Here is an 18,821-nt window from a genome sequence, read left to right as displayed (position 1 = left end):
TATTTCCTCTCTTTTTAAAATATTTCGAAAAATACCTTCTGCTATTTGAAAATTTTTTGAAACTCTTGTATACTATATAGTGGTCAAGCATTCACAGCAAGACCACCTTTCAAGATTCATTATAGCATATTTTCAATTCACATTGCAGGAGGTGAAAAAAGATGATAAAATTTGGAACAGACGGTTGGAGAGCTGTCATTAGCAAGGATTATACCTTTGACAATGTAAAAATTGTTGCTCAGGCAATTGCTGATTATATCAAAGAGATTGACGACAAAAGACCTGTTTTGGTAGGATATGACACAAGGTTTATGTCAGAAGAGTACGCTCGTCTTTGCGCAGGGGTTCTTGTTGCAAACGGCATAAAGACATATCTTACAAAAAAGCCAACACCAACACCTGTTGTATCATTTACTGTCAAGAACATGAATTTAGCAGGAGCTATAATGATTACAGCAAGCCACAATCCACCACAGTGGAATGGTATAAAGTTTAAAGGCGATTATGGAGGTTCTGCTCTTCCTTCTATCATTGCAGAAATAGAGAAGCATTTATATAAAAATGAAGTAAAATTTGCTGAGCCAGAAAGTAGTAATCTCTTTTCTTATATAGACCCTGACAAAGAGTATTTTGAACACATTGAAAAGCTTGTGGATTTAAATCTTATTGCAAAATCCAAGCCTTTTGCTATAATCGACCCAATGCACGGCGCAGGAGTTGGATATGTTAAAACCTTGTTAGAAAAATATGGAATCAAACACATCCAGATAAGAGATGAGCGAAACCCATACTTTGGAGGAGTCAACCCAGAACCTATTTATAAAAACCTTGGAAAATTGATTGATACTGTTGTCCAAAACAAAGCAGACATTGGTCTTGCAACAGATGGAGATGCAGATAGAGTTGGCGCTGTTGATGAAAAAGGAGAGTTTATTGATTCACACAGAATATATGCACTGCTTCTGAGACATTTAGTTGAAGTAAAAGGTTTAAGAGGCGGGGTTGTAAAAACATTTTCAACAACCAATATGGTTCCTATTTTGGCAAACAAGTACGGGCTCAAAATCTACGAAACACCGATTGGTTTTAAGTATATATGTGAGCTTTTCTTAAAAGAAGATATTCTCATCGGTGGAGAAGAAAGTGGCGGCATTGGAATCAAAAATCACATACCTGAAAGAGATGGAATATTGTGTAGCTTGCTGCTCCTTGAAATTATGGCATACCATCAAAAACCAATCAGTCAAATACTTGACGAGCTTTTTAAGGAAATAGGTTATCACTACTATGACAGGGTTGACCTGCATTTGCCAAACGAAATCAAAGAAAAGACGTTGAAGATGATTTCCCAAAACACAGAGTTTGCAGGCAGAAAGATTAAAGAGATTCAAACATTAGACGGCTATAAATATATCTTTGAAGATGGCTCATGGATACTGTTCAGAGCGTCTGGCACAGAACCAGTTTTGAGAGTTTACACAGAACAGTTTACCAAAGATGAGGTCAAAAGACTTTTAGATGAGGCTGTGAAGTTGATAGAGGAGATGAAATAAAAAGGGCTCCTTTGGCGCAAAATGCCAAGAGCCCTTTTATTTTATTAAAACTTTCTCAAAAACTGGCTATAAAACTTATATGTCATATACACATCAACCTTGCTTGTTATTTCAAATGTTGAGTGCATAGATAAAACTGGAACGCCTGAGTCTATTACATTTATCATTTTTCTTGCGATAAACAGAGCTATTGTACCTCCACCGCCTTGATCAACTTTACCTAAAAGACCTGTCTGCCAGCAAATGTTATTTGAATTCAAAAAGTTTCTGATTTTGCCTACATACTCTGCTGTTGCTTCAGAACCACTATATTTGCCTCTAACCCCTGTATACTTTTCAATGGTGACACCATGGCCAATTAACGTAGAATTGAGCTTATCATAAGCACTTTCATATGTGGGGTCAAAGGCTGCTGCAACATCACCCGAAATTGCTGCTGAGTTTTCAAAGCAAATAGCCAAATCAAGGCTACTTTCATACTCACCTAAAGCCTTCAAAAGCTTTGCAACTGATATATCAAAAAAGCTTGCCTCAGCGCTTGATATTCCTACACTTCCTATTTCCTCTTTGTCAACCAAATAGACTATTGCAGTCTTTTCTGGAATTTCATCAATTGAGAATATAGCTTCTGCTGCCAAAAAACTGCATGCTCTGTCATCCTGACCATATGCACCAATTAGGCTTCTGTCAAGTCCCACATCACGCGCTTTTGCAGCCGGCACAACTTCAATGTCAGCTGAAATAAGATCTTCTTCTGTGATGCCATATTTTTCATTCAGGATTTTCAAAATATTGAGTTTTACCTTTTCTTTTACCTTCTCATCATTAAACGGCATACTTCCTATAAGCACATTCAAGTTTTCAGCTGGAATTGCTTCGCTTGCCTTTTTCTGAAGCTGATCAGAAGACAAGTGAACAAGAAGGTCTGTTATATAAAAAACAGGGTCATTTTCATCTTCACCAATTGTAATCTTTACTTTTGAACCATCACTTTTCACAACAACTCCGTGGATGCTAAGTGGTACATTTACCCAGTGATATTTTTTAATACCACCATAGTAGTGTGTCTTCAAAAGAGCAAGCTCACTTGACTCATATAGTGGCTTTGGTTTTAAATCAAGTCGTGGAGAATCTATATGGCTACCTATCAGATTAAATCCTTCTTTCAATGGTTTTTTCCCTATATGAGCAAGCAAAATGCTTTTGTAATTGTTGACAAAATATACCTTATCACCCGGCTTTAACTTTTGGATATTATTGTTAAATTCTATATACCCTTTTTCTTTAGCTCTTTCTATGAAATATTCAACTGCTTCTCTTTCTGTCTTTGCACAGTTCAAAAAGTGCTTATACTTTTCTGCCAAATCAAAAACAAAAGGCTTTTCTTCTTCTTTTAAAACTTCCCATGCATTTTTTGAAGTGTAGGATAATTTTTCATAAAGCTCTTGGCCGTAAGACTTCTCGCTCATTGTCCCTACCTCCAATATTTTAGTGTCGAAAATGCCAAGTTCCTATTTAAATATTTTTTTAGCTTCATATAAACTATGATATCACAATCCTCTTTTTTTGGGTATTAATTCTAATATAAGAGCTTGAGATAAGATTTACTATTTATCTATTCACCACTTTAGAAGATATTCCATAAAATTACTTGAGAAGAAAGGTGTGAAAGGCAGCACAAAATGAAAAACGCAAGGGAAATACTCAAATACATAGGACCGGGCCTTCTTGTCACAGTGGGATTTATCGACCCTGGAAACTGGGCATCAAACGTGGCTGCTGGGAGCCAGTTTGGTTTAAAGCTTTTGTGGGTAGTTTTACTATCAACCACAATTTTGATAGTACTTCAGCACAACGCAGCTCATCTTGGCATTGCAACAGGTCTTTGCTTGGCTGAAGCAACTTCAATCTATCTTAATAAATCTCTTGCCACACTGGTGCTTTCATCTGCCATGCTCGCAACAGTCTCAACTGCTATGGCAGAAATCTTAGGCGCGGCAATTGCTCTTGAGATGCTTTTTAAAATTCCTATTAAGCTTGGGTGTTTAATCATTTTGCCTTTTACTATATTTTTCTTATTTTCTAACTCATATAAAAAGGTTGAAAGGTGGATAATTGCGTTTGTGTCGCTGATAGGTCTTTCCTTTTTGATAGAGCTTTTTCTTGTGAAGGTCCCTGTAAAAGATGTGGTCTTTGGCTGGATAACTCCAAGCATACCTTCTGGTTCACTGGTTGTTGTTCTTTCAATACTTGGTGCGGTTGTCATGCCACACAATTTGTTTTTGCATTCTGAAATAATTCAGAGCAGGCAATGGAACACTCAAGATGAAAAGGTAATAAAACATCAGCTCAAATTTGAGTTTGTTGATACACTTTTTTCAATGTTTATAGGATTTTTAATCAACAGCAGCATGATTATAATAGCTCACGCAACCTTTTACACAAAAGGTATCATTGTTGAATCGCTACCACAGGCTCAGCAGATGTTAAAACCCATTTTGGGAAGTTTATCTGCAACAATTTTTGCATTCGCTCTATTGCTTTCTGGCATATCCTCAAGCATCACAGCTGCATATACAGGTGGAACAATCATGGCAGGCTTTTATAGAAGACCTTACAACATAGAAGAGTTGCCAACTAAGATTGGAATTACCATTCCCTTAGTTTTAGCATCCATTATCATACTTTTTATTTCCAACCCATTCAAAGCTCTGATAATCTCACAGATGCTATTGAGTGTTCAGCTGCCAATCACAATCATTCTTCAAATTTATCTGACGTCATCCAAAAAAGTCATGGGTAAGTTCGCAACTCCTTAGCAGATAAGATAATTCTTGGAATTGTGGCAGCTTTAGTAATAGGACTTGATGTTTTTCTACTCATAACTACTTTATAAAAATAAAAGTGGGCAGATGAAAAGAAAAACACTTTGTCTGCCCACTTCTTTTTTTTTTTACTTCCTTGAAGAATAGTCACGAATGAAGTTTTCTATTGAACGGTCATATGTCCTTTCTGCTTCTTTTGAAAAATAGCAAGCAGGAAGCTGTCCATTTTTCCTGTGATAGTGCAAACACTCGCAGCATCTTCCCTTTCTTGAACACGGCTCATAAGTACATGTGCAGATAGAAAGATTTTTGGAAAGTGTACACTCCATATTACCCTTTTCCCCCTTTTTACTGAAGTTTTATTTTCTTTACTTTCTCTTCGAAAAAGATGTATAAAAAATCTCCATTTTCAATTTTATTATCTTCTATAAACGTTTCAATGTCAAATCCGAATATGCAAGCCCTTGATCTTCTAATAATCTCTTTTGGTTCTCTGAGGTCTTGGTAGCTTGTTGCTTGATATATTGCTTGTCTAATTTTCTCCCTTTCCTCCCCGGATATTGCCAACTCTTCCGGTAAAAATTCTTCTGGAAACCTTCTTAAAATGTCAAATCTGAACAAGCTATCAAATACATCCTTGTCAAAATCAAAATTCTCTTTTATGACTCTGTAAAGCTCTTTTATAAACTCCCTTGTGTTTAAATTGCTATTCACTTTGCTTGAGAGCTTTTCAAAAAATTCTGAGGGAGAGATTTTCTGAAAGATGTATCTTAAAGTAAAATAGAGGTACTGCCTGTTGTAAATTTTGTCTATTAAATCTTCTATTTTTTTAAGCTCATAAATCTCTTCAAAGCTAATGAAGCTATTTGAGATAACCTCATACGGCGGGTCTTTGAAAAACTCATAATTGTATTTAGCTGCTTCTTCTCTTATCTTCGTTCCCTTTAACATTTTCAAAAATCCAAGCTGAACTTCATCAGCAAAATACAATATAGTTTTATCAAGACTTCTTTTAAAACTCAAAAAATCTTCATATGGCAGGCCCGCTATTAAGTCAAGATGAACAATGGCCTTTTTGTTTTCCATAAGCTTTTTCAAGTTTTTATCAATTCTATCTATGTCATAAAATCTATCTATTGCATCAAGAGTTTGTGGATTGAAACTCTGAAGACCTATTTCAAGTCTGAAAAGGTTATCTTTCGAAGTATTTATTGCAGTGATAATGTCACTATCTAAAAGTGTTGGGTCTATTTCAAAGTGAATTTGGGTAGCTTGCGACTTTTGTTTACAAAACTCTATTATTTTTATTGCTCTTTCTTTGTTTGCATTAAATGTCCTGTCAACAAACTTTATAAGTCTTACTTGTTTTTTAAAAAGATAGTCAAGCTCTTCAAACACCTTTTCAAGAGGCACAAATCGAACACCTTTTTCAATGGAAGAAAGACAATACGAACATCTAAAAGGGCAGCCTCTGCTGCTTTCATAATAATAGATTCTGCTTTGGTCTAACTTCTCGTCCTTGTATGCAAAAGGAAGCTTGTTCAAATCAAACGGCGGATACTCTTTTTGAGTATATTGCCTGCCAGCTGCAATATGATCACATAAATCTAAAAAAGGGTACTCTCCCTCTCCTCTGATTATTATGTCAACAAACTTCCACTCATCAAGGCTGTCAAAATACACCTCTGGCCCGCCAAGAATTATTTTTATGCTTTTTTGTGCCTTTTTTAATCCTTCAACAAGCTTTTCGACATAGCTTCTGTTCCAGATATATGTTGATATTGCAACATATTCAGGTTTTTTACTCAGAATCTCATAGATCACATCATGCAAAGACTGATTGATATTAAACTCAACATATTCGCATGGATAGTTTTCTTTACAGAGCTGATAAAGGTATCTGACTGCTAAGTTTGTATGAACATACTTTGAGTTTATTGCAACAAGCAGGATCATAGCGATTTTCCTTTCTGATAATAATAATTATCGTTCCATTATTATATCACAGTTTATATTTCAAAAGAGCAAAAAAAATAAAAAGGCAGGTTTTCTCCTGCCTCTATTAGTTAAGATTCCCCTAACTTAGATAAATAGATTCACACCTGCTTCGCTTGCCTCACCAAGGTATGTGGCAACACCGCCAATCTCAACACCATCAATTAACTCTTCTTTTTTTATTCCCATAACATCCATAGACATTGAACATGCAACCATCTTTATACCAAGCTCTTGCGCCTGTTTTATCATTTCAGGTAACATCATCACATTTTTCTTTTTCATCATATATTTCATAAGCTTTGGACCAATCCCCAAAAAGTTCATCTTGGAAAGTGGAAGCTTTTCAACCCCTTTTGGCATCATAGCACCAAACATTTTTTCCAAGAAAGATTTTCCCTGTGCTTTCTTTTTAGCATCTCTTAGAACATTCAAACCCTAGAATGTAAAGAACATTGTAACCTCATCGCCCATCGCAGCAGCACCAGTTGCAATTACAAACGCCGCCATCACCTTGTCCATGTCGTTACTAAAGACAATAATTGTCTTTTTATCCTCTCTCATCCTTAAAATCACCCTTTATGCTTTTTTTATTCTTGCTTTTATAACACCATTTGCCTCTTCTAAAGACAGGAGCTCATTTTTTGTCTTCTTGCACCAGCTTTCAACATCCTTTTTAAAAGCAGGGTCTGTTACCTCAATTGTAACTATGTCACCACTTTGAGCCTCTTTCATCTGTTTGAAAAGCTGAGTAATAGGCCCTGGACATTGAAGACCTTTTGCATCAATAAAATATTCTGCCATAATTGTACACCTCCACAGATTTTGTTTCTTAGTTTTCCATATTTGTTATCTTTTAGCAATAGAATCTTTTTAACAAAAGCCAAAAACAAAATTTTTTGCAAAAAAGTTTGTCAAAATAATAACACTCTTGGACAAAATACAATGTTTCAAGTAAGTTTAAGAAAGAAAAAAATACTCTCGTTATTTTTTAATGCACTTTTAGCTCAAAAACTTCATCATTATATTTAAAATCCTTTGAATAACCTCTTTGTTTTCTACGCTTGACAAACACTCTGCAGCATGGCTTTCAATTATAAAGTAGCCAACCTTTTCTATTGCTTTTTTTACTGCGGCTATTTGAAGCATAATCTCTTCACACTCTTTTTCCTCTTCTACCATTTTAATGATACCATCAATGTGGCCTCTTATATTTTTTAGTCTGCTAAGAATTTCATCTTTTTTTTCTTTATCAGACATTTCAAACACCTACTCTTCAATAATTTCAATTGCATCTTGAGGACAATACCTTGTACAAACCCCACATCCTGTACACTTTTCTTTGTCTATCTCAATCTCAACATCAAAAAACCCATGCACTTTTCTCTTTATTACTCCAAACTTGCACGAACGTGAAGCTGGACAAAACGGTGACCTATCACATAGATCTTTGTTAAGTACTGCCTTTTTCATTTCTTACACTTTGCTCCTCTCTAAAAATATTTTGTAACTTTTATTTGTAATCCCTATACCATGGGGGTGTATTTCAATTTACAAGTTTATTATAACTCAAAAAGGGAAAATAATCAACTACAAAAATGAAAGTTTGAAAAACCCCTTCTTAGGGTACAACATTTTTGGGTAAAATACGTTATAATTAGATAGTAACAAATCTATGCACGGGAGGTTTTATAATGAAGAAGCTATGTAAGATGTATATTGTTGTTTTTATTGTCTTTTCGCTCATTTCCAACGTGGTATTTGCTCAGTCAATTAAAGTAACTCCAAAAGTAATTGATGGCAAACTGTATGTGGATTTGGACTCTTTGAAAGATTTTTTCGGTTTTGATTATGTAAAATTCCAAGATGGAGTGATCATTCAAAAAAAGGACTTATCTGTAAGCGAAGTAATTGATAAAGTTAACAAATCTGTTGTAGCGATAATTGGTGACAGCAAAAAAATAAAAGCAGAGGACTTCTATTACAGCAAGATACCTGCAGGGCTTACGCACGGGTCTGGTGTTGTCATTGACAAAAACGGTTTAATTCTCACAAACAACCATGTTGTAGAAGACATGAAACAACCTTATGTGATTTTTTATGATGCTAAAGCATATAAAGCAACAGTATTGTATAGAAACAAAGACATAGATTTGGCTATTTTGAAAGTTAACCGTACAAATTTAAACCCAATTGAAATTGAAAATCCTAAAAACATAAAAGTTGGGCAAGAGGTATTAGCAATTGGAACTCCACTTTTCTTAGGTTGGCAAAACAGCGTAACAAAAGGAATAATCAGTGGCCTCAACAGACCAGTGGATGAATCCTATACATTCTTGCAAACAGATGCAGCTATAAATCCCGGAAATAGTGGAGGTCCTCTTGTAAACATGCAAGGAAAGCTGGTTGGCATAAATACCTTAGGTATTGAATATTTTCAGGGAATTAATTTTGCAATTCCTGCTGAAAATATTCTTTATTTTCTGGATCATTATAAAAAATTTGGGAAAATAAGAAGATGTTACCTAGGACTTGAATTTGAAGACAGCTGGCTTTCTATTGTTGGCTTGCCCTCTACACTTGGACTGAAAATAATTGATGTAAAAGAAGATAGCCCTTTAAAAGGATTTGTTCAAGAAAACGATATACTTGTCTCAATTGACAATTATTCTGTTAATTCAATTGCAGAATACAATCAGCTTCTGATGAGGTACCTTCCCGGAGATAAGGTAAAGCTTAAAATAAAGAGGAATGGAAAGATAATTGAAAAAGAAGTAGTTTTAAAAGAATATCCAGAAAATAAATAAAATATAGAGAGGATGGTATTTAATGGTGGCGAAATTAAAAAGGTTTTTTACAGCTTTACTTATTGTTACTTTTATCATATCTTCAACTACTTTTTTGAGTTATGCTCAAGATGACGATGGAGTTATCGACTTTTACACAGTTTTTTCAAAAGATGATGTCAACAAAAATAGAGTTGGAAATAGTATCTACAACTGGTCAATATACATGCCCCAAGATGCTTATATTAACAAAGACCCAAAAGGAAGTTATTTTTCAATGTCAAGCAGCAGTTATAAAGCAAATATAAGCGTTGAAGCAATTCCAAACAAAGAAGGCTTTTCTTCCTTAGATGAAATTTTGTTGTACGGCTCAGACATTATAAATAATTATGGCTCGGTTTCTAAAATATATTCGTTGAAAAAAGGTAAAGATAAAAATGGGCAAGAGTACATCGAAATCACAAGTGTCTATACAGATTCTTTTTACGTTTTTGTAGATGAAGAAGAAAGTTCTGGTAATTTTAATCTTACGCGAATTTACCTTAGCAAGAATAAAAAATATAACTATATTTACAGACTCACTATCAGCATGGACCTAAATTTCTATACCGAACACAAAAACCTTCTGTACAAAATAGCTGATTCATTTGAACTTCGGTTTGATTCAAAAAATCCTAATATAAAGGATTTAGCAGACAACGTAACAAGCTGGAGAGTTCATAAAAATACAAGTTACGGCTGGCAGATTGACCTGCCACCTTACTGGAAGTCAACCGATATTTACAATTTTGAATATAACTCATCAACTCAGTCTTTTGCACCACTTTATACAGACGAAGAAATGGGGTTAAATACTCAAAAACAGCAAGATGTGGTTACAACACCATCACAAGTCGAGCAGCAAGAGTATGACGAATACCTCTCTGTCAGTTTTGTTGCTAATTCAAATGCAAGTTTTGACAAATGGGTTGAACTTGAGATGAAAAATGTGAAGCTTTATAATAAATCTCTTTGCAAGATAACTTCTTCTAAGGCTTTAAATATAAACGGTGCAAAAGCCAAACTCTTTAAGCTCAATGTTAGAAAAAGCCTTCAAAAAAGTTTTATTGAAAAAAGAATGTATGTGGACTTCAATAACAACAAATATTTCGTGAAGCTTTATGTTAGAGAGGATAAATATAAGAAAGATAAACAAAAGTATGACAGGATTATAAATTCATTTAGGCCAATACCGACAAAGAGTAAATACCTCGATTCTATACTTTGGACAGGTGACTTAAAACCACAAAGTACTTTTAAAACTGTAAAGCTCAACAAAGCACCATTTGAAATGAATATATCCAAAGACTATAAAACAAATATTCCATACTATTACTACAGTTATTACACTCAAGTAATAAATGCATCTACTTTTCCAATTTCTCAAGGAATATCCGATGTTGAAACAATTATGCTTTACAATACACCATATTCAACTTTAACAATAAACGGGGGTATCAATCTTGATCCAGCTGAGAAAATCATAAAAAATACTATGCAACCTTGGATTGAAAGCAATGAATATAAAAGTAAAACAGCTGATATGAGCCTTCAAAAGTACTCAACTGGTGAACTTACAATTTACAAATTCACTTATGTATACAACCTAAGCAAATTATCTGACTTAGCAAAAGGAAATCTTAACCGAGACTTTAATTTCTTAAACCTCCAAAACAGGGTAATATACATGATAAAGTATAAGCAGTACTACTACACTATTGATTTATCTGTGCCTGTTCTTTATTGGAATAGTGTTACATTAGACGATTTTACAAAGTCAATAAATACAATCAAAATTGACAAAGTAAACTTCTCTAAACTGAATATGAAATTTGTCAATGAAGATTTAGAAAAGTTTAAGAAAAAAGATAATGAATAAAAGTCAAAAAGGGCTGCATATCAATTTAAAAGAAGCTGCAGCCCTTTTAGGTTCTTATCACTATGTACACTCTGGTTTCTTACTGATTCTGAGCAAGTTTTAAAATCCTTATTTCAACCTCTTAGCCCTTTAACATTACTTGTCACTCATTTTTGCTTTGCGCTCATCAGAAATAAATTATGGAGGTTTTTCATTTTATCATACTTGAATATAAAAATAAAGGTAAGTTTTAATCTTTCCATTGTAAAGTTTTCTATTTTTGTCTGCCTTTCTGCCAAACGCTTTTTCAAACTTATCATAGCCAGATAAAATAAAAAATCTCCAACCCCTAAAATCTCTTAGACATTTTCCAAAATCCCTATAAAGATTAAAAATGTCAATACTATCTATCCTCTCTCCATAAGGTGGATTTGTAATAATTATGCCTTTGTCCGAAGATTTTTTGATTTTTCTGCCATCTGCTCTAAAGAATTTTATATCCTTTTCAAGCCCCGCAGCTTTTGCATTGGTCTTTGCAATATAAATCATTTTTTCATCTATGTCAGAAGCTAAAATATTAAATTTACTGTTATAATCAATTTTTTCAATGGCAACAAGTCTTGCCTTGTTCCATAAATCTTGAGAAACAAAACTATTTTGCTCAGCTAAGAATGTCCTATTCAAACCTGGTGCAATATTTTTAGCAATCATAGCTGCCTCAATAGGAATTGTCCCAGAACCACAAAAGGGATCCCATAAAACCTCTTGCTGAGGTCTCCATCTACTTAAAATAACCATTGTGGCCGCTATGTTTTCTTTTAAAGGTGCAACTGATTGAAGCTTTCTATATCCTCTTTTATGCAAAGACTCTCCAGTTGTGTCAAAAAGTACATATGCAATATCACTTAAAAGAGCAATTTCAATCTTATAAAGATTTCCTGTTTCCTCAAGCCACGATACATTGTAGCTTTTCTTTAATTTTTCAACTATGGCTTTCTTTGTTACTGACTGGCAACTTCTTATACTAAAAAGCTTTGAGTTCTCTGACCTGCCAGTAACTAAAATCTTTGCATCGTTAGGAAGAATATCCTGCCATTCAAAGCTATAAACGCCTTCAAAAAGGTCATCAAAACTCTCTGCTCTAAACTTTCTAAGAACAGCAAAAATCCTGTTTGCAGACCTCAAATTTATGTTAAGCTTTGGAATATCTTCTAACTCTGCCTCCACAAATATCTTTCCATTCTCAACTTTCAAGTTTTTATATCCTAATCTTATTAGTTCTTCTTTTGTAACACTTTCAACTCCTAAAGGCATTGCAATAAAAAGTTCTATCACTTTTTCTCATCCAATCTCGTTTTTTGTTTTATCCTCTCTAATACAGTTTTATATCCATCTGCTCCATAATTCAAACATCTATTCACTCTACTTATAGTTGCAGGTGAAGCTCCTGTTTTTTTGGTTATCTCACTATATTTTGCACCTTCAAACAACAGCTTTGCCACTTCAAATCTTTGTGAAAGTTCTTGTATCTCCCTTACAGTACATAAATCCTCAAAAAAGTTATAACACTCTTCTATGGACTTTAGCTCAAGTATTGCCTCAAAAAGATGGTCTGTCATTTCATTTTTAAGCTTTTGATTCATCCCTTTTTACACCTCTTTTGAGGATATTCCTTCAAAATTATATCACTTTAAATAATTGAAGTAAACTTGTTTTGTTTTAAAAACAAAAAAGTGAGGATTTATTCCTCACTTTTGGGTACAGTCTTTGAGTTTTTAATCTCACATTCGTCACAAAAATGAATTCTATCTTCAAATAGAAGAGAAAGCATCTCTAAAATGTCCTGAGAAAAGCCTACATCACCATGTTTGTGAAAGATAACTTGCCGCGGTGAAAGAGAAATAAGTCTGCTGAGTAAAATATCTTCCTTACTCAGATTTAACCTTAAATTTTTAGATAACATCTCAAAAAATTCATCTTTTATCTCTTTAAATTCTTTATCATATAAGATATACGCTTTTTCATCTGGCAGGACGTGAACCAAATCTATTTTTGCATTTTGAATACCTACAAAATATCTCAACAGGTTTACAAATTGGATATATTCTCTTTCAAAAAAGTATTTATTAGCTACATCTTCAATAATATTTTCGATAATTTTGAGATATTCCTTCAGTCTGAAAGTCAAAAATCCCTCAAAATTGAATTCAAAGTTAGAATCAAGAAAGTCTAAAATTTTTTTAATTATCTCATATTTCACATTTGAAAAGCCATTACTTTCAATTACTTCATTCACTTTTTTCTTGCTTTCATATAAGATTTTTTCTTTTTCTATATTATCTAAAAAATAGTAATTTTCTTCTATCAGTTTACCAATAAGTTTTTCCTGAGTATACTCAACTATCACATTGCATATTGCTGCTGCAATAAAATATTTTATTCTTTCATATTTGTGCAAATCAAGGTTTTTCTTTATCTCCTCATCACTCAAAAATATTCCATAAAAAGTTATTTCCCCACTTTGTTTTTGCTCTATTGAAAGTCCTTTTAAATTTTCAAGTTCATCAAATTGCTTTTTCAAGCTGCTATATACAAAGAAGGGTTCTTCTGCCACTCCCAAACTCAATATTTGCATATCTGTCACATCCCAGCTAAAAATATTCTCTGAGAAAAGGAACTATAATAAATATACCCCCAAAACACTTTTTTAAGTATGCTCTTTTTTTACTGCTGACACAAAGGAATGATTGAACCTATATCTGAAAGCTCAAAACCTTCTGCACACAAATACTCAACTTTATGCTTTTTTAGAAACTCTTTTATTTTTTCATAATCTGGGTGCTTTGCTATATCGCCGTTAAAAACTAAGACATCTCTGTCAATCAGCCCACCACAACCACCAATAAAACCGTAGTTTAAACCTTCTAACTTTATAAACCCGGGTACTATCAAAAGTGCATCAATGCCTTGCCCAAGTGCTTTTCTATAAATTTTCTTGTCTGAGGTAATAATAGCGCTTTGATTTACAATTAATATTGAGCATTTTGCATACCCCTGATTTATTTGTATTTTTTTGAGATTATCCTTTTCAATGTGTCTCAAGATAATTCTATCAGTAAATTCAAAATTGTGAAAGACATACTCCCCAATTCTTGCCAAATTATATCCAATGTCCTCAGGATACTTCTCAGATACATTTTTCTCACCAAATATTATATTGAACCCCAGCTTACAAAGTTCTCGAGTGGTTTTTTCTGGTGAGTTGGGAGCGGCAAAAATCAAATTATTTTCATAATGAAAATAAAATATATCCGGATGAGAAGATATAGCATCATATACATCATCTGACTTCTCGCAAAAGATTATATTTATCTTAGAGTCTTCTAATAAGTAGACTGTCTTATTATATGCTCTTTTATCAAGCAAAACATGGGTTACTTTACTGCTTGGCAGATGAGGAAATTTTAAATATCTCAAACTCTCATCTTCCCAATAAATTTATTCTTATAAAGCGGAACAATCAATATTACAGCAACTACAGCAGACAAAATTCCCTGAAGCAAATTAAACGGAAAATTTACAAGGGCAGTTTTGAAACCAAACTGAAGGTCTCTATTAACATTTAATGCTGATGAAAGATATTTTAACACAAAACCTTCTGCTAAAAAATATCCCACTGCCATCCAAATGCCACTAACCACGCTTGAAATAATAAAACCAAGATTTTGTTTTTTATCTTTTCCTAATTTTTCAAATATAAGACCACAAAAATAGCCTTCCAAACCTTTAATAATAAATGTAAAAGGAGCATAGATAAGATACCCAGCTGCTAAATCTGCCAAAGCAGATCCAAAAGAACCAGCCAAAAATCCAATGCCTTTACCAAATAAAATGGATGCGATCATAATGATAACATCACCAATATTAAAGTATCCTGTTAAAAGTGGTATTTTAATTGCAAATGTCAAAACAAAAACAGCTGCAGCAAGTAACCCTGCAAATATCCAAAACTTAGTATTTCTGCCCATACTTTCACCTCAGCATTTAAAAATTTTTTTCACAACAATTTTACATTTAAAAAAAATAAAAAGCAAAACATTGACTATTGACTGTATCGATGCAATAAATAAAATACTCTTGACTTTGTCAGTTTGAAACTCAAAAAGCTTGGGGGGACTGGGATTGACAAAATATGGACCTCAATTTTGTCACTACATCATTTGCTAATACCAATAAATTCTAAGCCTTCCTCATATGTGATGAAATTTTTTGGCCCCTTTATCTTCATCACATTCAGTATATCTCCAGCTCCTCCTTCTGTCCTTTGCTTTATCAAATATTTCTTCCCTTTTATCTCTATTTCAATAAAATTCATTGAATCTATTGCTTCCATTATCCCTTCACTACTTATTCCTTTACCTTTTTTCCTCAAAATATATTCCAATGTCCTCTGTAATAAAAATGCCAAAAAACATATCACAAAATGTCCTTTTATTCTGCTTTCTGTAAAGTGATATATCGGTCGTACTTCTAAACAGCTTTTCATTACTCTGAAAGACTGTTCTATCTTCCATAAATCGTGATATGCTCCTAAAACTTCTTCTACATCCATATCCTTTTTGCTCGTTTGTATTGCATAGTAACCGTCAAACTTCTCATCTCGTTTTATCGCTTCCTCATCCAATACATATTCTTCTGACTTTGATTTCTTCTTCAAATATTTCCTCGCACCTTTTTTCTCTAAGGCTGTTATACTTCCTTTGTTCTCTAAAAGCTCTTTGGCTTTTGATACCAATCTCTCTCTGTCTTCTTTGTCTTTCTTAGCTCTCTTGCTTGAATAGGTTATTATCAGTCTCTCTTCTATTTTAAACTCTTTACACTCTTCATCCTTGATAACATTTGTTCTTTCCAATACCTTATATTTGAATTCATCTCCATAAATTTCTTCAGCATTCAAACAACTTTTTCCATCAAGCCTTTTATATCCTTCTTGCTCAAATACTTCATCTAAAATTTCTTTACTTGCATTCTTTAATCTGCTTGCTACTATATAATCGTATCCCGCTTCTTTTATCATCTTTAAATTTAATCTGCTGTTGAGCCCTTTGTCTGCTACTATCACTATCTTATCTATACTAAATTTTTCTTTCAGTTTCCTCAGTATCTTTACCATTGTTTTGCTATCTATTGTATTGCCAGGAAAAAGTTCATAACCTATCGGCCTGCCTTCTTTGTCTACCAAAAGCCCTAACACAACCTGTACTTCATTTATCTTGTTGTCTTTGCTAAAACCAAAATTTTTAAGTTCATCGGCTCTACAACTCTCAAAGTATATTGTCGTCACGTCATAAAAAACTACATCAACTACCATCTTAAATAAATCCCTATTTTTCTGATACAGATACGTCTCTAAATCTTCTTTTATACTGTCAAGAAAATCTAAACACCTGTACAACTGATTTAAATCTATATCCTCTTCAAATCCAAAATATTTATTTCTCTGATGATAAGTTCTTAGTTTGCTCATAGGTTCTATCAATCTCTGTATGGTCATTAAAAAACTTACTTTGTCTACATCAAATTTTATCTTTCTCCCTTTTGTTGCTTTCTCTTTTGAAAACTTATCTATTTCAAGTTCTTCCCATAACTTTCTGAATACAATGTATCCCCAATTTTTTATAACTGCATCCGATACATCCTCTTCAGATTCAATAGTAACAGCTTTTGTATTTCCAGTAGTTGTTTTTTCAACAATGTCGGATAGTTTTTTTACAATGTTTTTAAAAGCAGGATCACTTTTGAGAAGATCAAGTCTACCAAAATTAAATAACACTCTTTGTTTTACCTTGCCATTTTCACGATAGTTTTCGACTAATCTAACATACTGGTAACCGCCAGCATTAGTTATTTTGACAAACATATGGTAACTCCTCAAAGGTATTTTGAGTAATTGTACCACAAAATATTCAAAATGTCAAGTATTTATAGCATATTTCAGACTATAATTTGCCACTACAATTTTTAAAATTTTTTATTTTTCTATTCTCAAAACCCGCATAAATTAAGACTTTGTTATTTTTTGTTAGCTCAAAAACTCCTCCTAACTGACAAAGTCAAGAAAAATCAAATTTTTAAGCTAAAACTGTATCGATACAAAAATAAAAGGAGCTGGTTTCCCCCAGCCCCAACTAGCTTTTTATGATTTTTTTCAGCTTCTTGTTTTAAATCTTTCAACAAGGTTTTTAAGAGTGTCTGCTTGACTGTAAAGTTCTTCTGAAGCAGCAGCTGTCTCTTGAGAGTTGGCTGAATTACTCTGCACAACATTGGCAACTTGGTTTATTCCCTCTGTAATCTGAGCTATTGCTTCAGATTGTTCTTTTGAAGAATACATTATATCATTCATGATCATGGCCATTTTATCGATGTTCTTTGTAATCCTATCTAACGAGGTGTATGTTTGTTTCGCAATACTGTTTCCCACCTCAATCTTTTTGATTGTAGATTCAATAAGGCTGCTTGTTTCTTTTGCTGCATTTGCACTTCTGGTGGCCAAATTTCGCACCTCTTCAGCCACAACCGCAAATCCTTTCCCATAGCTTCCTGCCCTGGCTGCTTCAACTGCAGCGTTGAGCGCTAATATATTTGTCTGAAAAGCAATTTCATCTATTGTCTTAATTATTTTTGATATATTGGACGAAGCAGTATTAATTTCTTCCATAGCCTTCATCATTTCTTCCATTTGCTGCATACCTATTTTTGCATCATCCCTAATCTGGTTAGCAAAATTAGTTGCTTCTTCTACGTTTTTGCTATTCTGTTTTGTTTGAGCAGATACCTCTTCTATTGAAGCATTTAGCACCTCGATAGAGCTTGCCTGGTCAGTTGCACCCTGAGCAAGACTTTGACTTGCATCCGCAAGCTGTTTTGCACCAAGTGCAACCTGTTCTGCAGATGATTTTACTGAAAAGATAAGCTGAGATAATGATTCTACCATCTTAGAAAAAGCTTCTGACAAAATCCCAACCTCATCTTTTGAATCAACACTTATATCAACTGTTAAATCTCCATCTGCAATTTTCTGGGCAGCAAAAACCATTTTAGAAAGTGGTCTGCTGATAGCTGAAGAAATAATCAGTCCTAAAAAGAGAGATATTGCTATGCACAGAATAATTATTATTATCATTGATGTTACTGTACTTCTTGCAAGGGCATCATTTTGAAGGTTTGACTCTTCGATGTATTTTTTTTCAAGATCATAGAGGGTATTAATTGAGTTTTGAACTTCAGTCACAAGCTGGGCTGAACTTGGCTTGAACATAAGGTCAATTGCTGCTTTTTTATCACTTTTTGCAAGTTCAACTATCTGATTTGTTAGACTCTCGTATTCACCAAATAAAGAAATCAACTTTTGATATTCTTTTTTTATGTCCTCTTCATTTATCAATCTTGAAAATTCTTCAAGATTTGTTTTATAAAAATTTTTTATCTCATTAGTTTTTTGAAGATACGTATTCATCTCTGCAGAATTTCTCGCAAGTAAAATATTTCTATAGTTTATACGCTGTCGTTCAAAACCTCCAAGCACATTGCCAATTGCAATAAATGCCTTCACATTAGCTTGATAAACCTCTTTATATGCATTGTTTATTCTGTTGATATTTGTAACAGCAATTGTACCCATTAAAAGTATCAAAATTAAAACTATTCCAAACCCCGCTAAAATCTTTGTAGAAATCTTAAGATTTCTAAATAACCTCATAAACCA

At 33.5% G+C, this 18,821-nt stretch carries 16 protein-coding genes and 2 pseudogenes; 4 read left to right on the top strand and 14 right to left on the bottom strand.

The window, feature by feature from the left end:
• Positions 1–161 precede the first annotated feature (161 nt).
• Entirely contained in the window at positions 162–1,553 is a 1,392-nt protein-coding gene (locus OTJ99_RS04800) for a phosphoglucomutase/phosphomannomutase family protein (RefSeq protein WP_045165021.1), read from the top strand.
• Between the two features lie 44 nt (positions 1,554–1,597).
• On the opposite strand, the gene OTJ99_RS04795 is transcribed toward OTJ99_RS04800, so the two are convergent.
• Entirely contained in the window at positions 1,598–3,022 is a 1,425-nt protein-coding gene (locus OTJ99_RS04795; protein WP_045165022.1) for an aminopeptidase, read from the bottom strand.
• Positions 3,023–3,235: 213 nt separating this feature from the next.
• On the opposite strand from OTJ99_RS04795, the pseudogene OTJ99_RS04790 reads away from it, so the two are divergent.
• Positions 3,236–4,449: pseudogene (locus OTJ99_RS04790) on the top strand (Nramp family divalent metal transporter).
• Positions 4,450–4,506: 57 nt separating this feature from the next.
• Here the strand turns inward: OTJ99_RS04790 and OTJ99_RS04785 are convergent.
• The 6 genes and pseudogenes from OTJ99_RS04785 to OTJ99_RS04760 form a co-directional block, all read right to left on the bottom strand.
• On the bottom strand, positions 4,507–4,707 hold the full coding sequence (locus OTJ99_RS04785) for a DUF6485 family protein (protein ID WP_013290141.1): 201 nt from the start codon (positions 4,705–4,707) through the stop codon (positions 4,507–4,509).
• Between the two features lie 19 nt (positions 4,708–4,726).
• Positions 4,727–6,334, bottom strand: coding sequence for a B12-binding domain-containing radical SAM protein (locus OTJ99_RS04780; protein WP_045165023.1), 1,608 nt, complete (start codon positions 6,332–6,334; stop codon positions 4,727–4,729).
• 126 nt (positions 6,335–6,460) lie between these two features.
• Positions 6,461–6,937: pseudogene (locus tag OTJ99_RS04775) on the bottom strand (DsrE/DsrF/DrsH-like family protein).
• A 15-nt stretch (positions 6,938–6,952) separates the two neighbouring features.
• Complete coding sequence (locus tag OTJ99_RS04770) at positions 6,953–7,177, bottom strand: sulfurtransferase TusA family protein (RefSeq protein ID WP_045165024.1); 225 nt, start codon at positions 7,175–7,177, stop codon at positions 6,953–6,955.
• 198 nt (positions 7,178–7,375) lie between these two features.
• Entirely contained in the window at positions 7,376–7,633 is a 258-nt protein-coding gene (locus tag OTJ99_RS04765; protein ID WP_045165025.1) for a metal-sensitive transcriptional regulator, read from the bottom strand.
• 9 nt (positions 7,634–7,642) lie between these two features.
• Complete coding sequence (locus tag OTJ99_RS04760) at positions 7,643–7,846, bottom strand: 4Fe-4S binding protein (RefSeq protein ID WP_045165026.1); 204 nt, start codon at positions 7,844–7,846, stop codon at positions 7,643–7,645.
• A 221-nt stretch (positions 7,847–8,067) separates the two neighbouring features.
• On the opposite strand from OTJ99_RS04760, the gene OTJ99_RS04755 reads away from it, so the two are divergent.
• A complete protein-coding gene (locus OTJ99_RS04755) occupies positions 8,068–9,180 on the top strand; it encodes a S1C family serine protease (protein WP_045165027.1) in 1,113 nt (370 codons plus the stop codon).
• A 22-nt stretch (positions 9,181–9,202) separates the two neighbouring features.
• A complete protein-coding gene (locus tag OTJ99_RS04750) occupies positions 9,203–11,077 on the top strand; it encodes a hypothetical protein (RefSeq protein WP_045165028.1) in 1,875 nt (624 codons plus the stop codon).
• A 198-nt stretch (positions 11,078–11,275) separates the two neighbouring features.
• Here OTJ99_RS04750 and OTJ99_RS04745 read toward each other — a convergent pair whose 3' ends face one another.
• The 7 genes from OTJ99_RS04745 to OTJ99_RS04715 all read right to left on the bottom strand — a co-directional run bounded on the left by OTJ99_RS04745 (position 11,276) and on the right by OTJ99_RS04715 (position 18,815).
• The gene (locus tag OTJ99_RS04745; protein WP_045165029.1) at positions 11,276–12,391 is read right to left on the bottom strand and encodes a THUMP domain-containing class I SAM-dependent RNA methyltransferase; all 1,116 of its coding nucleotides are present in this window, start codon (positions 12,389–12,391) and stop codon (positions 11,276–11,278) included.
• On the bottom strand, positions 12,388–12,699 hold the full coding sequence (locus OTJ99_RS04740) for a YerC/YecD family TrpR-related protein (protein ID WP_045165030.1): 312 nt from the start codon (positions 12,697–12,699) through the stop codon (positions 12,388–12,390). The genes OTJ99_RS04745 and OTJ99_RS04740 overlap by 4 nt, the downstream gene beginning before the upstream one ends.
• 98 nt (positions 12,700–12,797) lie before the next feature.
• Positions 12,798–13,691 (bottom strand): putative sporulation protein YtxC, encoded by an 894-nt coding sequence (gene ytxC / locus OTJ99_RS04735; RefSeq protein ID WP_045165031.1) that lies wholly within the window; start codon positions 13,689–13,691, stop codon positions 12,798–12,800.
• Positions 13,692–13,780: 89 nt separating this feature from the next.
• A complete protein-coding gene (locus tag OTJ99_RS04730) occupies positions 13,781–14,533 on the bottom strand; it encodes a DUF6873 family GME fold protein (protein ID WP_045165032.1) in 753 nt (250 codons plus the stop codon).
• Positions 14,530–15,084 carry an ECF transporter S component gene (locus OTJ99_RS04725; RefSeq protein ID WP_045165033.1) on the bottom strand — a complete coding sequence of 185 codons (555 nt, stop codon included), beginning with the start codon at positions 15,082–15,084 and terminating at the stop codon, positions 14,530–14,532. Before OTJ99_RS04725 ends, OTJ99_RS04730 begins: the two co-directional genes overlap by 4 nt.
• A gap of 188 nt (positions 15,085–15,272) precedes the next feature.
• Positions 15,273–16,976 (bottom strand): IS1634-like element ISCsa8 family transposase, encoded by a 1,704-nt coding sequence (locus OTJ99_RS04720; RefSeq protein ID WP_045165034.1) that lies wholly within the window; start codon positions 16,974–16,976, stop codon positions 15,273–15,275.
• 288 nt (positions 16,977–17,264) lie between these two features.
• Positions 17,265–18,815 (bottom strand): methyl-accepting chemotaxis protein, encoded by a 1,551-nt coding sequence (locus tag OTJ99_RS04715; RefSeq protein ID WP_045165035.1) that lies wholly within the window; start codon positions 18,813–18,815, stop codon positions 17,265–17,267.
• Positions 18,816–18,821: the final 6 nt, after the last annotated feature.

The organism is Caldicellulosiruptor naganoensis, from assembly GCF_026914285.1.
GTDB lineage: Bacteria > Bacillota > Thermoanaerobacteria > Caldicellulosiruptorales > Caldicellulosiruptoraceae > Caldicellulosiruptor > Caldicellulosiruptor naganoensis.
This window is presented reverse-complemented; position numbering and strand designations above follow the sequence as displayed.